23 protein-coding genes are annotated in these 21,762 nt (G+C 71.0%); 16 read left to right on the forward strand and 7 right to left on the reverse strand.

The window, feature by feature from the left end; all coding sequences use genetic code 11:
- Positions 1-51: 51 nt before the first annotated feature.
- Entirely contained in the window at positions 52-858 is an 807-nt protein-coding gene (locus tag ACIA5D_RS38585) for a DUF308 domain-containing protein (protein WP_396035436.1), read from the reverse strand.
- Between the two features lie 182 nt (positions 859-1,040).
- Between ACIA5D_RS38585 and ACIA5D_RS38590 the strand changes: the two genes are divergently transcribed.
- A complete protein-coding gene (locus ACIA5D_RS38590; protein WP_396035437.1) occupies positions 1,041-1,784 on the forward strand; it encodes a lysophospholipid acyltransferase family protein in 744 nt (247 codons plus the stop codon).
- 75 nt (positions 1,785-1,859) lie between these two features.
- Here ACIA5D_RS38590 and ACIA5D_RS38595 read toward each other — a convergent pair whose 3' ends face one another.
- Positions 1,860-2,540 (reverse strand): Crp/Fnr family transcriptional regulator, encoded by a 681-nt coding sequence (locus ACIA5D_RS38595; protein ID WP_378964859.1) that lies wholly within the window; start codon positions 2,538-2,540, stop codon positions 1,860-1,862.
- Between the two features lie 421 nt (positions 2,541-2,961).
- Between ACIA5D_RS38595 and ACIA5D_RS38600 the strand changes: the two genes are divergently transcribed.
- The 5 genes from ACIA5D_RS38600 (at position 2,962) to ACIA5D_RS38620 (ending at position 7,157) form a co-directional block, all read left to right on the forward strand.
- Complete coding sequence (locus ACIA5D_RS38600; RefSeq protein ID WP_396035438.1) at positions 2,962-3,816, forward strand: phosphotransferase enzyme family protein; 855 nt, start codon at positions 2,962-2,964, stop codon at positions 3,814-3,816.
- Positions 3,817-3,877: 61 nt separating this feature from the next.
- A complete protein-coding gene (locus ACIA5D_RS38605; protein ID WP_396035439.1) occupies positions 3,878-4,369 on the forward strand; it encodes a polyadenylate-specific 3'-exoribonuclease AS in 492 nt (163 codons plus the stop codon).
- Positions 4,370-4,525: 156 nt separating this feature from the next.
- Positions 4,526-5,554, forward strand: a complete 1,029-nt coding sequence (locus tag ACIA5D_RS38610; RefSeq protein WP_213010266.1) for a 6-phosphofructokinase — start codon at positions 4,526-4,528, stop codon at positions 5,552-5,554.
- Positions 5,555-5,624: 70 nt separating this feature from the next.
- Positions 5,625-6,449 carry a pyrroline-5-carboxylate reductase gene (proC, locus tag ACIA5D_RS38615; protein ID WP_396035440.1) on the forward strand — a complete coding sequence of 275 codons (825 nt, stop codon included), beginning with the start codon at positions 5,625-5,627 and terminating at the stop codon, positions 6,447-6,449.
- 9 nt (positions 6,450-6,458) lie between these two features.
- Positions 6,459-7,157 (forward strand): GNAT family N-acetyltransferase, encoded by a 699-nt coding sequence (locus tag ACIA5D_RS38620; RefSeq protein ID WP_396035441.1) that lies wholly within the window; start codon positions 6,459-6,461, stop codon positions 7,155-7,157.
- Here ACIA5D_RS38620 and ACIA5D_RS38625 read toward each other — a convergent pair.
- Positions 7,144-7,821: a DUF429 domain-containing protein gene (locus tag ACIA5D_RS38625; protein ID WP_396035442.1), complete on the reverse strand. Its 678-nt coding sequence runs from the start codon at positions 7,819-7,821 to the stop codon at positions 7,144-7,146. The genes ACIA5D_RS38620 and ACIA5D_RS38625 overlap by 14 nt on opposite strands.
- Positions 7,822-8,095: 274 nt before the next feature.
- Here ACIA5D_RS38625 and ACIA5D_RS38630 point away from each other — a divergent pair, with 274 nt between their 5' ends.
- From ACIA5D_RS38630 to ACIA5D_RS38640, 3 genes are all read left to right on the forward strand, one after another.
- On the forward strand, positions 8,096-9,559 hold the full coding sequence (locus ACIA5D_RS38630) for a glycosyl hydrolase family 18 protein (RefSeq protein ID WP_396035443.1): 1,464 nt from the start codon (positions 8,096-8,098) through the stop codon (positions 9,557-9,559).
- Positions 9,560-9,644: 85 nt separating this feature from the next.
- Positions 9,645-11,051 carry a class II 3-deoxy-7-phosphoheptulonate synthase gene (locus ACIA5D_RS38635; RefSeq protein ID WP_396035444.1) on the forward strand — a complete coding sequence of 469 codons (1,407 nt, stop codon included), beginning with the start codon at positions 9,645-9,647 and terminating at the stop codon, positions 11,049-11,051.
- A complete protein-coding gene (locus tag ACIA5D_RS38640) occupies positions 11,044-12,072 on the forward strand; it encodes a threonine aldolase family protein (protein WP_396035445.1) in 1,029 nt (342 codons plus the stop codon). The genes ACIA5D_RS38635 and ACIA5D_RS38640 overlap by 8 nt, the downstream gene beginning before the upstream one ends.
- On the opposite strand, the gene ACIA5D_RS38645 is transcribed toward ACIA5D_RS38640, so the two are convergent.
- The gene (locus ACIA5D_RS38645; protein ID WP_396035446.1) at positions 12,056-13,636 is read right to left on the reverse strand and encodes a methyl-accepting chemotaxis protein; all 1,581 of its coding nucleotides are present in this window, start codon (positions 13,634-13,636) and stop codon (positions 12,056-12,058) included. The two genes, ACIA5D_RS38640 and ACIA5D_RS38645, sit on opposite strands and share 17 nt — an antisense overlap.
- 141 nt (positions 13,637-13,777) lie before the next feature.
- On the opposite strand from ACIA5D_RS38645, the gene ACIA5D_RS38650 reads away from it, so the two are divergent.
- Together ACIA5D_RS38650 and ACIA5D_RS38655 are read left to right on the forward strand one after the other, a co-directional pair.
- The gene (locus ACIA5D_RS38650; protein ID WP_396035447.1) at positions 13,778-14,227 is read left to right on the forward strand and encodes a hypothetical protein; all 450 of its coding nucleotides are present in this window, start codon (positions 13,778-13,780) and stop codon (positions 14,225-14,227) included.
- Positions 14,228-14,246: 19 nt separating this feature from the next.
- Positions 14,247-15,257 (forward strand): sialidase family protein, encoded by a 1,011-nt coding sequence (locus ACIA5D_RS38655; RefSeq protein WP_396035448.1) that lies wholly within the window; start codon positions 14,247-14,249, stop codon positions 15,255-15,257.
- Here the strand turns inward: ACIA5D_RS38655 and ACIA5D_RS38660 are convergent.
- Positions 15,239-15,949, reverse strand: coding sequence for a hypothetical protein (locus ACIA5D_RS38660; protein ID WP_396035449.1), 711 nt, complete (start codon positions 15,947-15,949; stop codon positions 15,239-15,241). The genes ACIA5D_RS38655 and ACIA5D_RS38660 overlap by 19 nt on opposite strands.
- Positions 15,950-16,021: 72 nt before the next feature.
- On the opposite strand from ACIA5D_RS38660, the gene ACIA5D_RS38665 reads away from it, so the two are divergent.
- Positions 16,022-16,903 (forward strand): LysR family transcriptional regulator, encoded by an 882-nt coding sequence (locus ACIA5D_RS38665; protein ID WP_396035450.1) that lies wholly within the window; start codon positions 16,022-16,024, stop codon positions 16,901-16,903.
- 210 nt (positions 16,904-17,113) lie between these two features.
- Here the strand turns inward: ACIA5D_RS38665 and ACIA5D_RS38670 are convergent, their stop codons facing one another.
- Positions 17,114-17,971, reverse strand: a complete 858-nt coding sequence (locus ACIA5D_RS38670; protein WP_396035451.1) for a deoxyribonuclease IV — start codon at positions 17,969-17,971, stop codon at positions 17,114-17,116.
- Complete coding sequence (gene pknB, locus ACIA5D_RS38675; protein ID WP_396035452.1) at positions 17,962-19,902, reverse strand: Stk1 family PASTA domain-containing Ser/Thr kinase; 1,941 nt, start codon at positions 19,900-19,902, stop codon at positions 17,962-17,964. Before pknB ends, ACIA5D_RS38670 begins: the two co-directional genes overlap by 10 nt.
- 188 nt (positions 19,903-20,090) lie before the next feature.
- Here pknB and ACIA5D_RS38680 point away from each other — a divergent pair, with 188 nt between their 5' ends.
- The 4 genes from ACIA5D_RS38680 (at position 20,091) to ACIA5D_RS38695 (ending at position 21,761) form a co-directional block, all read left to right on the forward strand.
- Positions 20,091-20,504: a hypothetical protein gene (locus tag ACIA5D_RS38680; protein ID WP_396035453.1), complete on the forward strand. Its 414-nt coding sequence runs from the start codon at positions 20,091-20,093 to the stop codon at positions 20,502-20,504.
- Positions 20,505-20,788: 284 nt separating this feature from the next.
- Positions 20,789-21,139 (forward strand): Rv2175c family DNA-binding protein, encoded by a 351-nt coding sequence (locus ACIA5D_RS38685; RefSeq protein ID WP_396035454.1) that lies wholly within the window; start codon positions 20,789-20,791, stop codon positions 21,137-21,139.
- On the forward strand, positions 21,139-21,465 hold the full coding sequence (locus ACIA5D_RS38690) for a lycopene cyclase domain-containing protein (protein ID WP_396035455.1): 327 nt from the start codon (positions 21,139-21,141) through the stop codon (positions 21,463-21,465). Before ACIA5D_RS38685 ends, ACIA5D_RS38690 begins: the two co-directional genes overlap by 1 nt.
- Positions 21,462-21,761, forward strand: coding sequence for a lycopene cyclase domain-containing protein (locus ACIA5D_RS38695; RefSeq protein WP_396035456.1), 300 nt, complete (start codon positions 21,462-21,464; stop codon positions 21,759-21,761). Before ACIA5D_RS38690 ends, ACIA5D_RS38695 begins: the two co-directional genes overlap by 4 nt.
- Position 21,762: the final 1 nt, after the last annotated feature.

Raw genomic sequence — 21,762 nt, forward strand, 5'->3', positions numbered from 1 at the left:
GGACGACACCCAAGAGCTACACAGACAGTGGTCAATCCAACTGGGGCGGGCTCAGACCACGGCGCCGTCGTCGAAGTCGTCCTCGTCGTCGTCGCCCGAGCGCAGCCGCCAGACCAGCATGACCGCGCCGGAGACGATCGCCGCGAAGCCGATCAGCGTCACGTAGTCGCGGGCGACCGGCAGCAGTCCGGGAAAGATGAACAGCACGAAGCCCAGCACCACACCGATGATGCCCATCACCGCGTACTTCGAGATGCGTGGCAGCGGCGGGGGCGGCGGCGGGACGTAACGCTCGTCTTCCTCGTCGTCTTCCAGATCGGCGCCGAAGGTGTCGAGCCCATCGATCAGGGTCGGCTCGGCGGGCCGGTCGATGCGGCGGCGGTTGTGCTCCACCGGCCCGGCCTCGGCCGGTGGGGGAACGGCGGGCGGCGGCTCGGGGGCCGCCGGCAGCCCCTCGGCGGCCGGCCAGGGCTCGGCCGTCGGATCGACCGTGGTGTGGAAGCCCGCCACGATCTTCGCCCACTCGGCCTCGATGTCGGGCTCGGCGGTCGGGTCGGCCGACGGCGGGGCGACCGGGAACGGTGACTGGCCGCCGGTCTCCCTGAGCAGGTGCGCCCGCGCGTCGTCGAGGTAGGTGCGGTCGACGTAGAGCCGGTCGGTGGGGCGCGCCGGCAGCGTGGTGGCCCGCAGGATCGGGTTGAGGTCGGCCGTGGGCTGAAGATAGGCCGCGATCCCCGCGGCCTGGAGCACGTCGAGCAGGCGCTCGCCGACGCGCGGATCGACGTCGCCGGCCACTGCGTAGTCGGCCGCGTCGAGCCCGTTGTCCCGCCGCCCGCGGCGGGCGCCACCCGCTGTCACCCTGCACACTCCCTCGCCGACCGTGCCTTGAATGGTGACACGCCGAGCACCGGTTGCGGGAGTGCGTTGTGGCGCGCCGTCCCGCTTCCCATCCGACGGCCCCGCCCGCCACCGCTGACCGGACTGAAAGCCTTAGGCTTCCACTGCGACCGGCCAAGCCGTCTGTCCGGGAAAGGACACTCGTGTTCTATTGGCTCTTGAAGTACGTGCTCCTCGGGCCGTTGCTCCGGCTGATCTTCCGGCCGGACGTGCGTGGCCTGCGCAACGTGCCCGCGGACGGTCCGGTGATCCTCGCCTGCAACCACCTTTCCTTCTCCGACTCGATCTTCACACCCCTGATGGTGAATCGCAGGGTGACGTTCGTCGCGAAGGCCGAATACTTCACCGGCAAGGGGATCAAAGGGAAGCTGATGCGGCAGTTCTTCCTCGGCACCGGGACGATCCCGGTCGACCGTTCGGGTGGCCAGGCCGCCCAGGCGGCGCTGGACACCCTGCTGAGGGTGCTGCGCGAGGGCGGCCTCGCGGGCATCTATCCCGAGGGGACCCGGTCGCCCGACGGCCGGTTGTACCGCGGCAAGACCGGCGTGGCCCGGCTCGCGCTGGAGAGCGGCGCGCGCGTGGTTCCGGTCGCGCTCCTCAACACCGACGAGATCCAGCCGACCGGCACGCTCATTCCCAAGATTCGACGGGTACGGATGACGTTCGGCGCCCCGCTCGACTTCTCCCGGTACGACGCGGCACGAGGCGATCGGTTCGTCGAGCGGGCCATCACCGACGAGATCATGTACGAGCTGATGGTGCTCTCCGGCCGCCCGTACGTCGACGTCTACGCCGGCAAGCTCAAGACCACCATTGAAATGCCGGGTCAGGGGCAGAGTCGCGCTGCGCCCGTCGGTGTCGAGGGCACCGGAAAAGGCGAGGCGTAGCCGATGTCTTTTCCGGAGTCCTCGACACCGACCCCTCGGGGCGCAGCGCCCGCCGAGCGGAGCGAGGCCATCAACTCAAGCCACAGCCATCCCCGCGCGACGCCGTAGCGCCTGCAGATCAGTGACGACTATCCGGCGTCCCTCGGTGCGCAGCCATCCCCGGCTGGCGAAGGAGCCGATCGCCTGATTCACGCTCTGCCGCGAGCCGCCGGCCATCTCGGCGAGCTGGCTCTGGTTGAGCTCGATCGTGATCATCGGCGCCTGGCTCTCGCCGGCCAGCCGCACCAGCGTCTTGGCCACCCGGCCGGGCAGGTCGAGGAAGACGTGGTCGGTGTTCTGCTCGGTCAGGCGGCGGATCAGCGCGCCGACCGAGCGCATCACCGCGTCGAGAATGCGCGGGTTGGAATGCACGAGGTCGATGAACGCGGCCCGCGACAGCGTGAGCGCCTGACAATCTTCGATCGCCTCGGCCGACGCGCTGCGGGTCGCGGCGTCCAGGAGGGACACCTCGCCGAGAACGTCGGGCGGGCGCACGACCGTCAGCACCGCGCGCTCCCCCGTGGGCGCGGTGCGGAAGATCGCGACGGCGCCGCGCTTCAGGATGATCAGGGATTCGCCGGGGTCGTGCTCGACGAAGATGATCTGACCCTTGCGATACGTGCGTGGAACCGCGGTGGCGATGACCCGCTGCCGGACGTCCGGCTCCAGGCCAGCGAACATCTCCACGCCGGTCAGCGCGTCACCGGAATCCGGCATGCGATGGTCCACGGCGTCTATCCCTCCCCCAGGTGGGGACCGCGTCGACGAACCCGGCCGGCGCCGGCCCCTCGACGCGAACGATCACTAATAGCACGAAGCAGTGCTCCCGCGCCATTCATGGACGGGCGCGCCGCGATGGCACCGTACGATCATGTCGCGCGCGTCGCTATCTGTAAACCTCTCGATAGCAAGGCGTGATCACAGGGTCTGTCCTGCCGGTCACGCGGGGCCGCGGCGTGGCCCAGGCGGCGCCTGACGGCGGCCGCGAAGCGGTCGCATACCGGGGTTGTATGTGGCCGCTTCGCGGCCGACGCCAGCCACCACCTGGACCTCGCCTCGCTCCGCGTGACCGGCAGGACAGACCCTGGTCGCCCATCCTGTCCGTCGGATTTTCGGTCTATGCCGAGATAATCCCGCGGTGCCGGATGACGACCTCGTTCGATCGACTCTGCGGGACCAGTGGCATCTGACCCCCTGCGAGATCACCGCCCTCCCGGAGGAGGTGCTTTCCCGCGGCTGGGAGATAACCGCGGGCGCCGACCGGTACGTGTGCCGCCTCGCCGAGCCCGGCGCCCGGCAGCCGGTGGAGGCCGGTCTCGTCGCGGCCGAGCACCTGCGGCTGCGCAACATCGAGGCCGGCGAGCCGGTGCGCACCCTCGGCGGCAGCCTCACCGCGGAGACCCCGGCCGGCGCCCTGGCCCTGCTGCGCCGCGTGCCCGGCCGGCGGCTCGAGGGGCGCGACCCGGTCGATCAGCAGTGGTGGGGCGACCGGCTGGGCGTCGTACACAAGGCTCTTCAGCATTTTCACCACCCCGGCCTGCGCCCCTGGCAGCCGCTCGACCCCCACGCGCCCCATCTGACCGCCGAGCCGTGGCTCCGCGGCGCCGTGGCCGAAGCGCTCGGCGCGGTCACCCGGCTCACCGTCACCGACCGGCTCACGTACGGCGTGCTGCACGGCGACCCGGCGCCCTCGTGCTTCGTCGTCGATCCCGGCACCGGGCGCGCCGGGCTGCTCGACTGCGGCGCCAGCGGGGTCGGGCCGCTGGCCTACGACGTGGCGGCGGCGATCGGGTACGCGGGCGGCCCGGCGCACGCCACCGAGTTCCTCGACGGCTACGTGGCGGCCGGCCCGGTGGACCGCGACGAGCTCGAGGTGGCCCTGCCGGTCCTGCTGCGGCTGCGCTGGGCGGTGCGGGCCGACCGCGCCGCCCGCCGCGGCGACAGCGGCACCCTCGGACGGGCGAGGGAGGCCCTGGAGGCGGCCGCCGGCTGACCATGCGCCAGGATGGAGGGATGGTCTTCAGTCCGCTCAAGGGCGGCGGTGGGGAGGTTGGATGGGGGCCTACCGATACTTTTACGACTGCGAGTTCATCGAGGACGGCCGCACGGTCGACCTGGTCTCCATCGGGGTCGTCGACGAGTTCGGCCGCGAGTTCTACGCGGTCAGCACCGAGTTCGACGATGCCAAGGCGATCCCCTGGGTGCGCCGCAACGTCCTCGACAAGCTCCCGTCCCCGTCCGACAAGGCGTGGCGCTCCCGCGAGCGCATCCGCGACGACCTGTACGCGTTCCTCATGGAGCCGCTGCGCGGGCGCGACGAGCAGATGGAGCTGTGGGCGTGGTTCGCCGCCTACGACCACGTCGCGCTCGCCCAGCTATGGGGGGCGATGCCGGCCCTGCCGCGCGAGATACCCCGCTTCACCAAGGACCTGCGCCAGCTGTGGGACGACCGCGGCCGCCCCACGCTGCCCACGATGTCGGGCCGCCACGACGCCCTGGTCGACGCCAGGCACAACTTGGCCCGCTGGAACGCGATGAAGGTTTAGGCTGAAACTCGGGGCGCTTTCGTCCAAGTTTCTTGGGGCCGCTAGAGTGCGCTTGCGGCCCGCCCCGGGCCGGCAACGCTGCCGAGAGAGAACGCTCCCTGGGGCTTGACGGGCTATTCGACTTCTCGCAACCCGATCAGGGAGGACGAGCAAATCATGCGCATCGGCGTGCTCACCGGCGGCGGCGACTGCCCCGGTCTCAACGCGGTGATCCGGGCGGTGGTCCGCAAGGGCGTCGCCGCGTACGGTCACGAGTTCGTCGGATTCCGCGACGGCTGGAAGGGCCCCCTCGAGGGCCTGACGAAGCCGCTCGGCATCGCGGAGGTCCGCGGCATCCTGCCGCGCGGCGGCACCATCCTCGGCTCCTCGCGCACGAACCCCTTCAAGATCGAGGGCGGCGTCGACCGGATCAAGGCCAACCTCGCCGAGCAGGGCGTCGACGCTCTGGTCGCGATCGGCGGCGAAGACACGCTGGGCGTCGCCACCAAGCTCAACGACCTCGGCGTCAACGTGGTCGGCGTGCCCAAGACGATCGACAACGACCTCAACGCCACCGACTACACCTTCGGCTTCGACACCGCGGTGAACATCGCGATGGAGGCGATCGACCGGCTGCACACCACCGCCGAGTCGCACCACCGCACCCTGGTCGTCGAGGTCATGGGCCGGCACGCCGGCTGGATCGCGTTGCACGCCGGCCTTGCCGGTGGCGCCAACGTGATCCTGCTGCCCGAGCGCAACTTCGATGTGGAGCAGGTCGCCACCTACGTGACCAAGCGCTTCCAGGTCGAGTACGCGCCGATCGTCGTGGTCGCCGAGGGCGCGCAGCCGCTCGAGGGGCAGATGGTCCTGCACAACCAGGAGCTCGACTCGTTCGGCCACGTCCGCCTCGGCGGCATCGGCCAGTGGCTCGCCGAGCAGCTCGAGGAGAAGACCGGCAAGGAGGCCCGTACGGTCGTCCTCGGTCACATCCAGCGCGGCGGCACCCCGACCGCGTTCGACCGGGTGCTCGCGACCCGCTTCGGCCTGCAGGCGATTGACGCCGTCCACGAGGGCGACTTCGGTAAGATGATGGCGCTGCGGGGCACCGACATCGTCCGCGTGCCGCTGATCGAGGGCACCGGCGAGCTCAAGACCGTCCCGCTCTCCCGCTACGAAGAGGCTGAAGTTTTCTTCGGCAGCTGAGCCTGCGTTTTCGGTTTCGGAACGAGGGGGCGACCGCGGGTCGCCCCCTTTTTCACGTGAGAGGGCGAAGATGACCAAGCACAGTGTCGCCGTGATCGGCGCGGGCAAGCTCGGCGAGCTGGTCCTCTCCGGACTGTTGCGCTCCGGCTGGCCGGCCCAGCAGCTGCTGGCGACGACCCGCCGCCCCGAGCGGGCGGCCGAGCTCGCCGAGCGCTACGGCATCCGCCCTGTGCTCAACCTGACCGCCATCACCCAGGCCGACGTGCTGCTGATCGCGGTGAAGCCGCAGGACGCCGCGAAGCTGCTCGACGAATGGGGCATGAAGGTCCCGCCCGACAAGCTGGTCGTCTCGCTCTGCGCCGGCCTGCCGACGAGCTTCTTCGCCGACCGGCTGCCCGGCGGCATCCCGGTGGTGCGGGTCATGACGAACACGCCGGCGCTGGTCGACCAGGCGATGACGGTGATCTCCGCGGGCCCGTACGCGACCGAGGAGCACCTGGCCCTCGCCGAAGAGATCTTCAAGCCGGTCGGCAAGACCATGCGCGTCCCCGAGTCCCAGCAGGACGCGGTGACCGCGCTGTCCGGCTCCGGCCCGGCCTACTTCTACCTCCTCGTCGAGGCGATGATCGACGCCGGCATCCTGCTCGGCCTGCCCCGCCAGGTCGCGCACGAGCTGATCGTGCAGACCGCGATCGGCTCGGCCGTGATGCTGCGCGACTCCGGCGAGCACCCGGTCAAGCTCCGCGAGGCGGTGACCTCCCCGGCCGGCACGACCATCAGCGCGATCCGCGAGCTCGAGAACCACGGCGTACGCGCGGCTCTGCTGGCCGCCCTCGCGGCCGCCCGCGACCGCGCCACCGAGATCGCCACCCAGATGGCCGCGCCCAAGGCATAGCCTCTCGGGATGGCCGAGGTCCGCGCCCTTCGCACGTTGCCGGAGTTCGAGGAAGCGGTGCGGGTGCTGTGTGCCGCGTTCCGCGCTGCCACGCCGGTAGATCTCGTCAACACGTCGGTGCTGGTCTCGCTGGAGATGTCCGGCAACTACGTCGCGGGCGCCTTCGCCGGCGACGACATGGCGGGCGTCTCCGTGGGCTGGCTCGGCGCCGGCGAGCGGCTGCACTCGCACATCGTCGGTGTCCGGCCCGAGCACCAGGGCGCCGGTCTGGGCTACCTGCTCAAGATGCACGAGCGCGAGTGGGCCCGCGACCGCGGCCTGGGTGTCATCGAGTGGACCTTCGACCCGCTGGTGCGGCGCAACGCCCACGTCAACCTCGGCAAGCTCGGCGCGCGGGTCGTGCGCTACCTCGAGAAGCACTACGGCTCGCTGCGGGACGGTCTCAACGACGGCGACGACACCGACCGCCTGCTGGTCGAGTGGGACGTCACGGCGCCGCTGCCGCCGCCGGTCGTCGTCACCGGTTCCGACCGGCTGGTGCCGACCCCGCGGGACATCGAGAGCCTGCGGGACGAGCGACCGGCGGAGGCGGCCGAGTGGCGGCGGACCGTCCGCCGTGACCTGGTCTCGGCGCTGGCGGCGGGGTTCGAGGTCGCCGGCTTCACGATGGACGGCTGTTACGTCTTGCGGCGCGTCAGTACCAGATAGCGATCTTCGAGCCGTTGCATTCCTCGGGCGGGGACGGATGGCTCAGCGCCGTGCCGGTGGCCATGCGGTGGGCCGACCACGCCACGGCGGCGGCGTCGAGGATGTCGTCGGGCGGGGCCTGGCCGGCCGGTCCGATCTGGTCGGGCAGCACGATGCCGTTGCGGGCCAGCAGTTCGCGGCGGCGGGTCTGCCCGGACCAGGTCTTCTTGGCGTGCTGGAGCGGCTCGCCGGCCATCGTGCGGAACGAGACCTCGGGGTGCGCCTCGAAGAGCAGGCCGGGATGCCGTTCCCAGATCGCGTTGGCCTCGAGAAGCTTGGGCCGCAGGGCCCAGGACTGGCGACTGAGGCCGGCGCCGGTGAGATCGCGGCACAATCGGTTCGCCGCCGCGAAGTCGGCCTCCATCCAGACCGCGCGCGGCGGCACCCGGAAGATGCTGCCCCGGCGCGGTCCGAGTTGGTCGGCGGCGAGCGTGTCGGCCGCGCGCCAGCGGTCGGGCAGCATGCCCAGGGGGATGTCGACGCCGATCACCGCCGCGCCGGAGCTGTTCGTGACGATCTCGTAGAGCGAGGCGGCGAGCACCGCCCGGCCGAACGCGCCGTCGCGCAGCTCGACTCCGACCCAGCCCAGGGCGTATGCGTCGACACCGATCACATGGATGCTCATCGGCCGCTCAGCGGGGGAGGCGCGACTCGACGGCTGCGAATGGCTTGCACTCTCCGTCATCGTCGAAAAGCCTCAGTGACCCGGCGTCGTAGATGGTCATGACCGAGAGACTACGCGCAGTGTCCGTTCGTGTGCACCCCGTACCCATCGCCGTCGAGAAGTTAAGACCATGCTTAATCCAGGTCAGGCATCTTGACGATGGTGAATACGTGTGACTACGGTCTCTTCTACGAACTTTTTGGAAACTTTCCTAACTGTTCAGCGAGGAGACCCAGTGCAGAAATCCCTCCGCCGCGCTCTCTGGGCCGGGGCCTTCGTGGTGGCGTCCACCGCGATGGTGCCCATGACCCAGGCGTCAGCCGCAGCGGCCTGTGCCCCCGCGTGGTCCTCTACCGCCGTGTACGTCAAGGACAACGTCGCCTCCCAGAACGGCCACAACTACACCGCCAAGTGGTGGACTCAGAACGAGTCGCCCGCCACGCACAGCGGACAGTGGGACGTCTGGATCGACGGCGGAGCCTGTGGCGGCACCACCCCCACCACGCCCCCCACCACGACGCCGACCACACCCCCCACCACGACGCCGACGACTCCGCCCACCACGTCGCCGACGTCCGGTCCCAGCGGCAAGAACGTCGTCGGCTACTTCGCCGAGTGGGGCGTCTACGGCCGCCAGTACTTCGTGAAGAACCTGGTCACGTCCGGCTCGGCGGCAAAGCTGACCCACGTCCTGTACGCCTTCGGCAACACCACCGGCGGTCAGTGCTCGATCGGTGACTCGTACGCCGACTACGACATGGCCTACACCACCGCGAACAGCGTGGACGGCGTCGCCGACACCTGGGACGCGGGCGCGCTGCGTGGCTCGTTCAACCAGCTGCGCAAGCTCAAGAAGGCGTACCCGAACATCAAGGTGATCTGGTCGTTCGGCGGCTGGACCTGGTCGGGCGGCTTCACTCAGGCCGCCGCGAACCCGACCGCGTTCGCGAACTCCTGCTACAACCTGGTCAAGGACTCCCGCTGGTCGGACGTCTTCGACGGCATCGACATCGACTGGGAGTACCCGAACGCCTGCGGCCTTTCGTGTGACGCCAGCGGGCCGGCCTCGTACAACAACGTGATCACCGCGCTGCGCAACAAGTTCGGCTCGTCCTTCCTGGTCACCTCGGCGATCTCGGCGGACGGCTCGAACGGCGGCAAGCTCGACGTGGCCGACTACGCCTCGGGCATCCAGAAGCTCAACCTGGTCTTCCCGATGACGTACGACTACTACGGCGCGTTCAGCCCGCAGGGCCCGACCGCACCGCACTCGCCGCTGACCTCGTACGCCGGCATCCCGACCAACGGGTTCTGGTCGGACGCCGCGATCCAGAAGCTGAAGAGCAAGGGCGTGCCGGCCAGCAAGATGTTGCTCGGCATCGGCTTCTACGGCCGCGGCTGGACCGGGGTCACCCAGGCGGCGCCCGGCGGCACGGCCACCGGCGCGGCGCCCGGTACGTACGAGGCGGGCACCGAGGACTACAAGGTCCTCAAGAACAGCTGCCCGTCCACCGGCACGATCGGCGGCACCGCGTACGCCAAGTGCGGCAGTAACTGGTGGGGCTACGACACGCCCGCCACGATCGCCGGAAAGATGACATACGTGAAGAACCAGGGTCTCGGCGGCGCCTTCTTCTGGGAGTTCTCCGGTGACACCAGCAACGGCGAGTTGATCACCGCCATCAAGAACAACCTGTAGACGTAACTGGTAGTAACTCATCTCCTCAGGTGAGAAGCGGGGCACCGGGCGCAAGCCGGGTGCCCCGCTTTCGTAGGCTTTCCCCATGCGCCGTGAGTGGCATCAGCTGAGCTACCCGGGGGTCGGCAACCCGGCCTTCCAGACGTCCCGTCCGTCCACCGACTCCGCCGAGGACGAAGCGCGCGGCCTCGACCGATGGCGGTCCCTGCCGCGGGTGCAGATGCCGCCGTGGGCGGACATGGGCGAGGTCGCCTCGGTGTGCAAGGTTCTCGACAACGTTCCGTCGATCGTCGCGCCGTACGAGGTCGACCAGTTGCGGGTCAAGCTGGCCGAGGTGTGCGAGGGCCGCGCGTTCCTGCTGCAGGGCGGCGACTGCGCCGAGACGTTCGACAACAACACCGAGAGCCACCTGCTCGCCAACGCCCGCACGCTGCTGCAGATGGCGGTCGTGCTGACCTATGGCGCGTCGATGCCGGTGGTGAAGGTGGCCCGGGTCGCGGGCCAGTACACGAAGCCGCGCTCGGCGCCGAACGACTCGCTGGGCCTGCCGGCCTACCGCGGCGATTTGATCAACTCGCTGGAGGCGACGGCGGAGGCCCGCGTCGCCGACCCGCAGCGCATGATCCGGGCGTATGCGAACTCGGCGGCCGCGATGAACATGCTGCGCGCCTATCTCGCCGGGGGTCTCGCCGACCTGCACGGCCTGCACGACTGGAACAAGGACTTCGTCCGCGCCTCGCCGGCCGGTGAGCGCTACGAGGCGATCGCCCGCGAGATCGACCGCGCGCTCGACTTCATCCGCGCCTGCGGCATGACCGACAACGAGGCGCTGCGCACGGTCAGCCTGTACTGCTCGCACGAGGCTCTGGCGCTCGAGTACGACCGCGCCCTCACGCGGGTCTCGGACGGCCGCGCCTACGGCCTCAGCGGCCACTTCCTCTGGGTGGGCGAACGCACCCGGCAGCTCGACCACGCGCACGTCGACTTCATCTCGCGCATCGCCAACCCGATCGGGGTGAAGCTCGGCCCCGGCACTTCGCCCGAGACCGCGATCGAGCTGTGCGAGAAGCTCAATCCGGGCAACGTCCCCGGCCGGCTCACGCTGATCAGCCGGATGGGCAACGGCAAGGTCCGCGACGCGCTGCCGCCGATCGTCGAGAAGGTGACCGCGTCCGGCGCCAAGGTCGTGTGGCAGTGCGACCCGATGCACGGCAACACCCACGAGTCGTCCAACGGCTACAAGACCCGGCATTTCGACCGCATCGTCGACGAGGTGCTGGGCTACTTCGAGGTGCACCGCGGCCTGGGCACCCACCCGGGCGGCATCCACATCGAACTGACCGGCGAGGACGTCACCGAGTGCCTGGGCGGCGCGCAGGGCATCGAAGATCTCGACCTGCCCGACCGGTACGAGACGGCCTGCGACCCGCGGCTCAACACCCAGCAGAGCCTCGAGCTCGCCTTCCTGGTGGCGGAGATGCTCCGTGGTTGATCTTCGTTCCGACACCGTGACCCGGCCGTCCGCCGCGATGCGCGAGGCGATGGCGTCCGCCCCCGTCGGCGACGACGTCTTCGGCGACGACCCGACGGTCAACGCCCTGGAAGCCCGGGTCGCCGCGATGTTCGGCCACGAGGCGGCGTTGTTCGCCCCCTCCGGCTCGATGGCCAACCAGATCGCGTTGCAGCTGGTCACGCCCCGGGCCGGGGAGCTGCTCGCCGGCGCGGACGCCCATGTCGTGACCTACGAGCTGGGCGCGGCGGCGGCGATCGGCGGCATCTCGACCCGCACCTGGCCGTCGTGGGGAGCCTCCCTCGGCATCGGGCAGATTGCCGCCATGATCCGGCCGCAGGGCTATCCGTCGCTGCCCACGCGGGCGATCGCGGTGGAGCAGACCCACAACCTCGGCGGGGGTGGGGTGGTTCCGCTGTCGCTCCTGAGGGAACTGCGGGACGTTGCCGATGAATCGGGTGTTCTCCTGCATTGCGACGGCGCCCGCATCTGGCACGCGCACGTCGCCGACGGCGTTCCGCTGATCGAGTACGGCGCGCTCTTCGACACGCTCTCGGTCTGCCTGTCGAAGGGCCTCGGCGCGCCGGTCGGCTCGCTGGTCGTCGGCAGTGCCGCGCGCATCGCCGAGGCCCGGGTCATCCGCAAGCGGATGGGTGGCGGCATGCGCCAGGTCGGCATCCTCGCCGCGGCCGGCGACTACGCGCTCACCCACAACATCGGCCGCCTGGCCGCCGATCACGCCCGCGCGGCGAAACTCGCCGCGGCGTTGTCAGAATTCAACGTGGTAGATCCCGACGAAGTGCGCACCAACTTGGTGATGCTCGACCTCAGCAACACCTCGCTGGACGCGCCCACCCTGGTCGCCGAGGCGGCGAAACGGGACGTGTACATCTCCGCCATGCTGCCGCGCCTGGCCCGGATCATTTTCCACCTGGACATCGACGATGACGGCCTCGAACAGACGACCAAGGTGCTGAGCGAGATCCTCAGAGCCGGTAGGTAGCGACCGTCGCCTGCAGCTCGGCTGCCGTGCGGGCCAGCTCGCTCGCGGTCTGCTGCGTCTCGGTCGCGCCGGCGGTGACGTGGCGGGCCGCGTCGGCGACCCCCGCGATCGTCTCGGCGATGGTGGCCGACCCCTCGGCCGCCCGGTCCACGCTGCGCGTGATCTCGCCGGTCGTGGCGGTCTGCTCCTCGACGGCCGCCGCGATCGTCGTCGTGTAGTCGTTGATGGTCGCGATGACCCGGCCGATCTCCTGGATCGCGCTCACCGCCGTGCCGCTCTCCGCCTGGATCGCGCCGACCTGCTCGGTGATCTGCTGGGTGGCCCGGGCCGTCTCCATGGCCAGGTCCTTCACCTCGGAGGCGACCACGGCGAAACCCTTGCCGGCCTCGCCCGCCCGGGCCGCCTCGATCGTGGCGTTCAGCGCGAGCAGGTTGGTCTGCTCGGCGATCGACGTGATCAGGTGGACGACCGTGCCGATCTGCGTCGACGCCTCGCCGAGCCGGGCCACGCTCGCGTCGGTCGATGCGGCGGCGCGGGCCGCTTCGGCGGCGACCACGGCCGCCTCGTTCGCGTTGTCGGAGATCTCGCGGATCGAGACGCCCATCTCGCCGGCGCCGGCCGCAACCGCCCGTACGCCCTCGGAGACCAGCTCGGCCGAGTCGGAGACGGCGCCGACCTGGACCGAGGTCTCCTCGGCCGAGGCGGACAGTTGCGACGACACGGCCGACAGCTCGTCGGACGCCTCGGCCAGCAGGTCGGAGCTGGTGTGGATGCGGCCGACCATGCCGGCCATCGAGTCGGTGGTCGCGTTGAGCGCGGTGGCCATCTGGCCCACCTCGTCGGCGCTGCTCACCTCGACCCGGGCGGTCAGGTCGCCGTCGGCGATCCGCTGCAGCGCGGCGACGCAGCGCGACAGCGGCCGGACGATGAGCCGGGCGATGGCGGCCGCGAGCGCGAGGCCGAGCAGCAGCGCGACCGCGAGCAGCCCGCTCACCAGCCACTTGGTGTGCTGGTAGCGGTCCTCGGCGGAGGCCTCCTGCTCGGCGCCCGCCCGTACGGTGATGCCGGTGAGCGAGGTGAGGTCGGCGCGCACGGCGTCCATGGCCTTGGTGAGGCCGGTGTCGTCGACCTTGGCGCCCTTCTCGATCGCCGGCAGCACCTCGCTCGGGAGCATGCCGTCGTACCGCGCCCAGTGCGTGTCGAACTCGTCGATCGCCGCGGTGGCCTCGGCGCTGATCGGGAACGCCCGGTAGGCCGAGGCGTAGCCGTCGATCTTGGACCGGCTCTCGGCGAGCGCGGCCTCGTCGGTGGCGCGCTCGGCGTCGCTGCCGGCGAGTTGGTAGTCGTCGATGCTCAGCCAGACCCGGTTGACCGAGGCGCGCAGGTCGGCGATCGCCTCGAGCTCCTGCTCGTGCACGTACCCGATCTTGACCTGCTGGTTGGTGGCGCCGAGGCTGCTCAGCGCGTACAGGCCGTCGCCGGCCCCGAACGCCGCCACGATGCCCACCGCGATCATGATTTTTGTACCAACCGACCGGTCGGTCAGTGCTCGCCGCCACGACATTCCTGGTCCACCCACTTCTGTCCGAGGATTCACCAGACAGACTCGGCGAGACGGCGGCCGGGGTGAGCGCCCGGCGGGTGCAGGTCGGTGTCAGCGGCGTTTCGGTCGGCGCCGAAGCGTTCCCAGGGTCTACTGGCCGCCATGACTGAAGAGCGGCATCCGGCCGATGTGGTGACCCATCTGGTGGAGCAGGTGCTGGCACGCGCGGCGACCTGGACGACGTGGGACGGTGAGCCCCGGCCGATCGACGACCGGGTCTACACCCCGCACAAGGCGATCCGCCGGGTCGCCGACCATCTCGTCGACCACCTGGCCGAGATCGAGGCCCGGGTGGCCGGCGCCGCGACCATCCCCGACCACTGGCACGCCTCGGCGGTGACCACGCCCGCCGACCTGGCGCCCTTCACCGCCGAGGACCTCGACGAGGCGCGCAGCCGGCTCACCCGGCTGGCCCAGATCTTCGACGTGCGCCTGCGCGCGCTCACCCCGGCCCAGCTCGACCACCGTGACGGCGACGCGTGGACGCCGCGGGAGATCGTCTTCCATCTGGAAGGTTCGCTCTACTACGCCGACGCCATCGGTTTCCTTTGAGCGGGTAACGTCGCTGGGCGTGCCGGACGCATTCGTGGTGGCCCGGGCCGGGGACGGCCTCGTGGCGCATTTTCCCGATGTCGTGAGCCTCGGCGGGGGTCGGCTGCTCGCCGCCTTCCGGGAGGGCACCGGGCACCTCAGCCCCTGGGGCCGGATCAGCGTGGTCGGCAGCGAGGACGGCGGCGTCACGTGGGGCCCGCCACGGGTCGCGATCGACGGTCCGTTCGACGATCGTGATCCCAAGCTGGCGCGGCTCGCCGACGGCACGGTCCTGCTCAGCTACTTCGTCATCGACTGGAGCAGCAAGCCGCGGCACACCACGCACGGCACGTTCGTGCGCCGCAGCGCGGACGGCGGGCTTACGTGGAGCGAGCCGGCCCCGGCGGGGATGGGCATGAGCGGCGGCGGCGTCCTCGCGTGGCACGCCTCGCACGGCGCGGTGGCCGAGCTGCCCGGTGGCGAGCTGCTGTACCCGGTCTACGGCCACCGCGCCGACGAGAAGTGGTGGCGGGCGTACGTGCTGCGCAGCATCGACGGCGGGCGCACCTGGCTGGAATCGGACGAGGTCGAGATCGCGGCCGCCGACGGGATCAACTTCCAGGAGCCGACGCTGACCGTGCTCAGCGGTGGCGAGGTGGTCTCGCTGATCCGTACGGATGTCGAGCGCGCGTATCTGTCGCGTTCCTCCGACGGCGGCCGCACGTGGGCCGAGCCGCTGCGTACCGACATGCCCGCGTCGTCCCACCACGCGCTCGCGCTGAGCGACGGGGCCGTGCTGGTGACGTACGGCGATCTCTCGAATCGATTCTCGGAGCGTCGCGTGACCGTGGGCCGGCGGGTGAGCGACCCGTCACGGGAGTGGGCTGGCTACCCCGACGTCCTTCTCTACGACTCGGGACACGCCGACCAGGCCAACCCGTCGAGCGCCGAGGTCGAGCCCGGCCGCTACCTGACCCTGGGATTCGACATTCCGGCGGCCACGGTCGTCGGCTTCTTCACCGGGCCCTCCGACTATCGGGAAGCCGGCTGACCGACGCGCGCGCTGAGCACGGCCCGGGCGAAGCCACGGATCACCGGGTGGACGCCGTCCGTGTGCAGCTCCGGCTGGAAGAGGGTGGCCAGGAAGAACGGGTGGCCGGGCAGCTCGGCCACCCGCACGTCGCCGCCGTCGTCGTGGCCGGAGAACACCATGCCGTGCGCGGCCAGCAGGTCGATGTAGGCCGGCGAGACGCCGTAGGAGCAGTGGTAGCGCTCGACCGTGCGGGACGTGCCCAGCAGCCGCTCAATGCGGGAGCCCGGCGCCAGGTCGATCGCGCCCTCGTGCCCCACCAGCGAGCATGACAGCTCGGTGATGAGCGCGTCGTCGCCGCCGCCGGACGCGTTCTCCGCGTGCCGGGCCGCGGCGAACCCGCAGACGTCCCGGGCGAACTCGAGCATCGCGTGCTGGAAGCCGCCGCACGTGCCGAGGAACGGGATCCCTTCGGTGCGGGCGGTGCGAGCGGCGACAATCGCGCCCTCCTCGCTGCGGTACGGGCTGCCGGGCGCCAGCCAGATCCCGCCGAAGCCCTCCAGCGCGGCCGGATCGGCGGCGTCGGGCGTCGGGACCCAGTAGGCGTCCAGGTCGATCTGCTCCTCCTCGCGGAGGGCGTCGAGGATGGCGGGGATGCGCGAGTGTGCGCGCACGGCGGGGGAGCGGTCTCCGACCAGGGCAATCGACATCATGCCCCCATGCTGCGACTCCTCACCACATCACGTCCAACGATGATTGGTACGGACGGCATTAGCATCCCTGATGTGGATCCGCACCTGCTGCGCACGTTCCTCGCCGTCGCCGACACCGGCTCGTTCTCCGCGGCCGCCCAGCGGCTCCGGTACACCCAGTCGGCCGTCTCGCAGCACGTCGCCGCCCTCGAGGCCGATCTGGGCACCCCGCTCTTCACCCGGCGCCCCGTGGCCCTGACGCCCGCCGGCGAGAGGTTGCGCCGTCATGCGGCGCTTCTTCTGGTACGGCTCGAGGCGGCCCGCGCCGACGTGACCCGGGCCGTGGCCCCACCCGGGCGCCTGATCCTCGGCCTCACCCCGCTCGCCTGGGCCGCGCCCATCGCCACCGCGCTCGCCACGATCCGGGCCGAGTCGGCGCGCCTGCGCACCCGGCTGCGCGTCGCCGACCGCGACCGGATCGTCGAGGCCGTCGCCACCGGGGAGATCGACCTGGGCCTGGTCGACGGCTTCACGGCGCCCAGCGACCCGCTGCGCCTGCCCGAGCCCGGCGCCGGCGGCCCGCGATCGCTGGGCGTGGCCGAGAGCCCGGCCATGGTGGCCGTCCCGGCCACGCACCCGCTGGCCCGGCGGCGCGCCGTCGACCTGGCCGACCTGGCCGACGCGTACTGGATCGACGCCCCCGAGGTGGCCCCCTTCGGCCGCCTGCCGGTCGACGGCCTGCGCGCGGGCCTGCGCTACGACGGCGCCGACGCGACGGTGCTGGCCGGCCTGGTGGCGGCCGGCCACGGCCTGGCCGTGCTCCCACAGCCGCTGGTCGAGGCGCACCCCGGGCTCGCGGGCGTGCCGGTGGGCGCGCCACGGCTGGTACACCGGGTGGAGCTGTTGCGGTTGCCCGCTGCCGCGACCGACGAGCCGGCGGAGCGGCTCGCTGCCCTCCTGAGCGCGGCGTCTTGAGTGGGGCGGCGGATCGTCGGGGAGACGGCTGAGGTCTGGCAGCCCACTGTGATCGCGGCCCGCGGTGACCGCGGCCCGTAAGGCCGCCGTTGCCATGCAGGACAGCCCGGCAGCCGCGCGAGGAGGGTGACCACGACGGCGCTGGGCGTCTCATCGGGGACTGGCCGAAACTCGTATCAGAGAAAGATCTTGACTTTGATCTTGAAAGGATCAGCGCAAACTCTTGAGGAGGGCGATGTCGGTGGCGTGGCCCTCGTGCTCGACGCTGGGGGTTTCGACGATCACCGGGATGCCGGACGTGGCCGGGTGGGTCATCAGCTCGGCGAACGCGGCCGTGCCGATGAGGCCCTTGCCGATCGTCTCGTGCCGGTCGCGGGTCGAGCCGCACTCGTCCTTCGAGTCGTTCGCGTGGATCAGCATCAGCCGGTCGGGACCGACCGTCGCGGTCAGGGCGTCGAGCGTCGCGGTCATGCCGCCCGGCGTGGCCAGGTCGTGGCCGGCCGCCCAGGCGTGGCAGGTGTCGAAGCAGACGCCCAGCCACGGGTGCTGCTCGACGGCGGCCAGGTAGGGGCCGAGATCTTGCACCTTGGACGCGAGGCTGCGGCCGCCGCCCGCGCTCGGCTCGACCAGCAGCTTGGGCAGCCCGCGGGCCGCGGCGTCGTCGAGCAGCGGCATCAGGGCCTCGTGCAACTGGTGTATGGCCTTCGCCTCGTGCTCGGCGTCGACCGCGCTCCCGGCGTGGTAGACGACGGCCGCCGCCCCGATCGCCTGGCCGCGCTCCAGCGAGTGGGCGAGGGTCGCGACCGAGCGTTCGACCGTGAGATCGGTCGGGGATCCCACATTCACCAGGAGCGAGGCATGAATGTACGCCGGGAGCCCGCGCTCGCCGATGCCGTCGCGGAACAGGGTGTCCTGCTGGGGGTCGCCGGGCGGCAGCGCCCAGCCGCGCGAGTTGGAGACGTACACCTGCAGCGTCTCCGACCCGGCGGCGTCGACGTACGGGAGGGCGGCCTTGGCCAGCCCGCCCGACGTCTTGGTGTGCGACCCGATGCGGCGCTCTAGAAGCACTGCAGGACCACCTGGGACTGCGGCGGCACCGGGGTGTTGCCCGGCGGGTTCTGCCCGCGGACGAAGCCCTGCGGGTTGAAACCGGTGATCTGCACCTGGAGCCCCAGCTGCTGCAGCGTGCCCTGTGCCTGCTGGCACTGCTGGTTGCTCACGTCGGGGACGGTGACCAGCGGCGGTCCCTTGCTGACGTCGAGGGTGACCTCGGCGTCGTTGGCCGCGCCGGTGCCGGCCTTGGGCGACTGGGCGATGACGGTGTCGGCCGGCTGGTCGCTGTCTTTGTACCGCTCGACAGCCGTGAGTCCGAGCTGCTGCAGCTGGTTGCGGGCGTCGTTGATGTTCTTGCCGACCAGGTCGGGCACGGAGATCGGCGCGCGGCCCTTGCTGGTCACGACGGTGACCGGGTCGCCGCGCTTGAGTTCGGTGCCCTTGGCCGGGTTGGTGGACAGGACCGCGCCCTCGGGCACGGTGTCGCTGTACTGCCCGGCGCCCTCTTTGTATTTGAGGTTGGCCTGGGCCAGCTCGGTCTTGGCCGCGGCCAGCTCGAGACCGGTCAGGTCGGGCACCTCGAAGCGCTCCTTGCCCAGCGACAAGGTGAGCGTGATGGTGCCGCCCTTGACGATCTTCTCCTGCGCGGCCGGGCTCTGGCTGACCACCGTGTCCTTGGGGACGTTCTCGCTGTACGCGCCGTCGCCGTAGAACAGCTCGAAGTTGTGCTGCCGCGCGTACAGCTCGGCCTGGTCTTTGGTCATGTTGACCATGGGCGGGGCGTCGGTGTAGCGGCCCAGGGTCACCCACCACGTGCTGCCGATGACAACCAGCACCATCACGGCGACCGCCGCGGAGAGCAGGATGCGCCGGCGGTCGGGACCGCCGGACGAGCGCAGCCCGGGGTCGCCCCGGCGGTAGGTCTGGGTGTTGCGGCTCTGCTCGGGCAGCCGGGCCCAGCTCGGCCGGTCGCCGACGGTGGCCGGGACGGCGGGGACCATGGCGGTCGCGTCGGCGGCGGCGTGCCGGGACGGGACCTGGCGCAGCAGCGCCGTCTCGGCGCTCGCGGCGCCGAGTTGGTCGCGCACCGTCTGCACCGCGGTGAGCATCGCGCCGGCGTCGGTCGGGCGGGCGCCCGGGTCGCGCCGGGTCGCGCTGGCCACCAGGTCGTCGAGCGACTTGGGCAGGCCCTTGACGGTCTGCGACGGGGGCGGGACGTCGTTGTCGACGTGCTGCCAGGCCACCGCGACCGGGTCGTCGCCGTCGAACGGCACCTTGCCGGTGAGCATCTCGTAGAGCACGATGCCGGCCGAGTAGACGTCGGTGCGCGCGTCGGCGTGGCCGTCGGTGACCAGCTCGGGAGCGACGTACGCGACGGTGGCCATCAGCTGGCCGGAGTCTTCGACGCTGCTCGCCTCGACCGCACGGGCCAGGCCGAAGTCGGCGACCTTGACGACGGCGTCGACCAGGTTGGCCTTGCCGCCGCTGGGGGCCTCGGCGACCAGCACGTTCTCGGGCTTGACGTCGCGGTGGACCAGGCCGGCCCGGTGGGCGGCGGCGATCGCGGAGAGCATCTGCTCGAGGATCGCGCAGGCCTCGACCGGGTTGAGCCGCCGGCGCTGGGTGAGCAGGTCGCGCAGGGTGTTGCCCTGCACGTACTCCATCACCAGGTAGGGGAGGCCCAGGTGGCGGCCCTGGTCGTACACGGCCACGACGTTGGGGTGGGTGAGCCGGGCGATCGTCTTGGCCTCGTCGGTGAACCTGTCCACGAAGTGGACGTTCGTCGCCTGCGACGGATGAATGATCTTCAGAGCGACGGTGCGCTCGAGTCGCTGGTCGGTGGCCGTGTAGACGGTCGCCATGCCACCACGGGCGACGCGACCGGTGATCCGGTAGCGGCCGTCAATCGTCGTGCCGATCAACGTGTCGGCGACTGTGGTGTCCATCGGCGTGAAGTGTATGTGTCTTTCGCGTGCGGGCAGACCAGGATGTCATAGCTGAGTCCAAACGGGTACGCCGAGCGGCGGGACCCCGGCCGTAAGCTCACCGTCTGCTCCGACAAAAGCTGATTTAACGGTGGCGACGGCGATGCCGGGCTTGCGGGGTATCGCTAGGTTCGGCCGACTCGCTCGGTGTGGCGGAGGTCTCGCTCGGCGACGGGCTGCCCGTGTCGCTGGGGTACGGGGAGTCGCTGGGCTCCCCGGACGGCGACGCCGGGCCGGGCGTGCTCGGGGCGGTCGGCGTCGGCACGGGCGGGCCGTCGCAGTTACATTCCGGATTTGTCGGACTCGTTGTCCGAATCGGACTCGCGTTCCTGCCGTCCGTCGCCGGTGGGCCGGCGGGCGGCGGCGCCGTGGGGGCGGGCGTCGTGCCGGCCACCGTGGTCGCCCCGGGCGCGGGCCGTCGTACGGCGGCGGCCCCCGGCCCTTGGCCGATCCCCGCGTTCGGCGTGAACGTCGACGTCGCGGCCGGCGGCGGCGGAAAGGTGTCCGCGGCGGCGGGCGTCTCGTTCAGCAGCGAGCCCAGCCCGTTCACCACGGCCAGGTAGACGCCGGCCGCGCCCATCACGGTCAGCACCCCCAGCACGCTCACTGCCACCGCCCGGCGTGGACTGCGGGCCGCGCGATGCGCCGCCGGTCCCTCGTCTCCGAGAGGCAGCGGCCCGCCGAACGTGTTCATCCCCGTCGAAGTCACGTCCGGGCCGGCGGACGGCGGCTCGACCGGCCGCCTGCCCATGTCGTAGCGCACCGACCGCAGTGCGCCGGACACCTCGGCACGGACTCTCCGCAACAGGCTCATCGCGTTCGTTCTCCGATCTGGCACGCTGTAGGAGTGAGCGATTCCGTAACCGCCGGGCCGGCCGCCTGGGTCAACCTGCCGGATGTCTCCGAGAGACTCGGCGTGTCGATCAGCAAGGTGCATCAGATGATCCGCGACGGGCAGCTGCTCGCGGTCAGACGCGACGGTGTCCGGCAGGTCCCCGCCGAGCTGGTGGCCAACAGCACCGTGCTCAAACACCTCCCGGGCATCCTGACCTTGCTGCGCGACGCCGGGTATAACGACGAAGAGGCCCTCCGGTGGCTCTACGAGCCCGACCCGGATCTCGACGGCAACGCCGCGCTCGGGCTGGGCGGGGACCGGGCACGCGAGGTGAAGCGGCGGGCGCAGGCGCTCGGTTTCTGATGCGCCATCTGGCGTACGTGTCGGTGCTCGCCGGCTGCCTCGGCGCGGCTCTCTGGCTCGAGCCGGTGCTGAAGGTCGGCGTGCTCCGCCGGTGGCGGCGCCTGCTGCTGACCGTCCTGCCGGTGGTGGCCGTCTTCGCGCTGTGGGACCTCGCGGCCATCGCCGCCGGGCACTGGCATTTCGACGCGTCGCAGATGACCGGCGTGGTGTTCCCGGGTGGGCTGCCGCTCGACGAGGTGCTGTTCTTCCTCGTGGTGCCGGTCTGCGCGGTCCTCGGGTTCGAGGCGGTGCGCAAGGTCCTGCGCAGGCCGGCCGGCGACGAGTGACCTACACGGCGGCGGCCGGCCTCGGCGTCGTCCTCGCGGCGACACTCGACCTCTTCGTGTTCCGCGTCGGTCTGCTGAAGCGGGTGATTTTCTGGGCTACGTACCCCATTGTCGTGCTTTTTCAGCTTTTATCGAACGGCATTTTGACGGGCCGGAACATCGTCATGTACGACCCTGGCGCGATCATCGGATGGCGGCTGGTCCATGCCCCGGTGGAGGACCTGCTGTTCGGCTTCGCGATGGTGCTGCTCACCCTCGACCTGTGGGTGTGGTGGGGGCGCCGGGGCGTCGCCTAGG

This window comes from Actinoplanes sp. NPDC051513, from assembly GCF_044454685.1.
Lineage (GTDB): Bacteria > Actinomycetota > Actinomycetes > Mycobacteriales > Micromonosporaceae > Actinoplanes.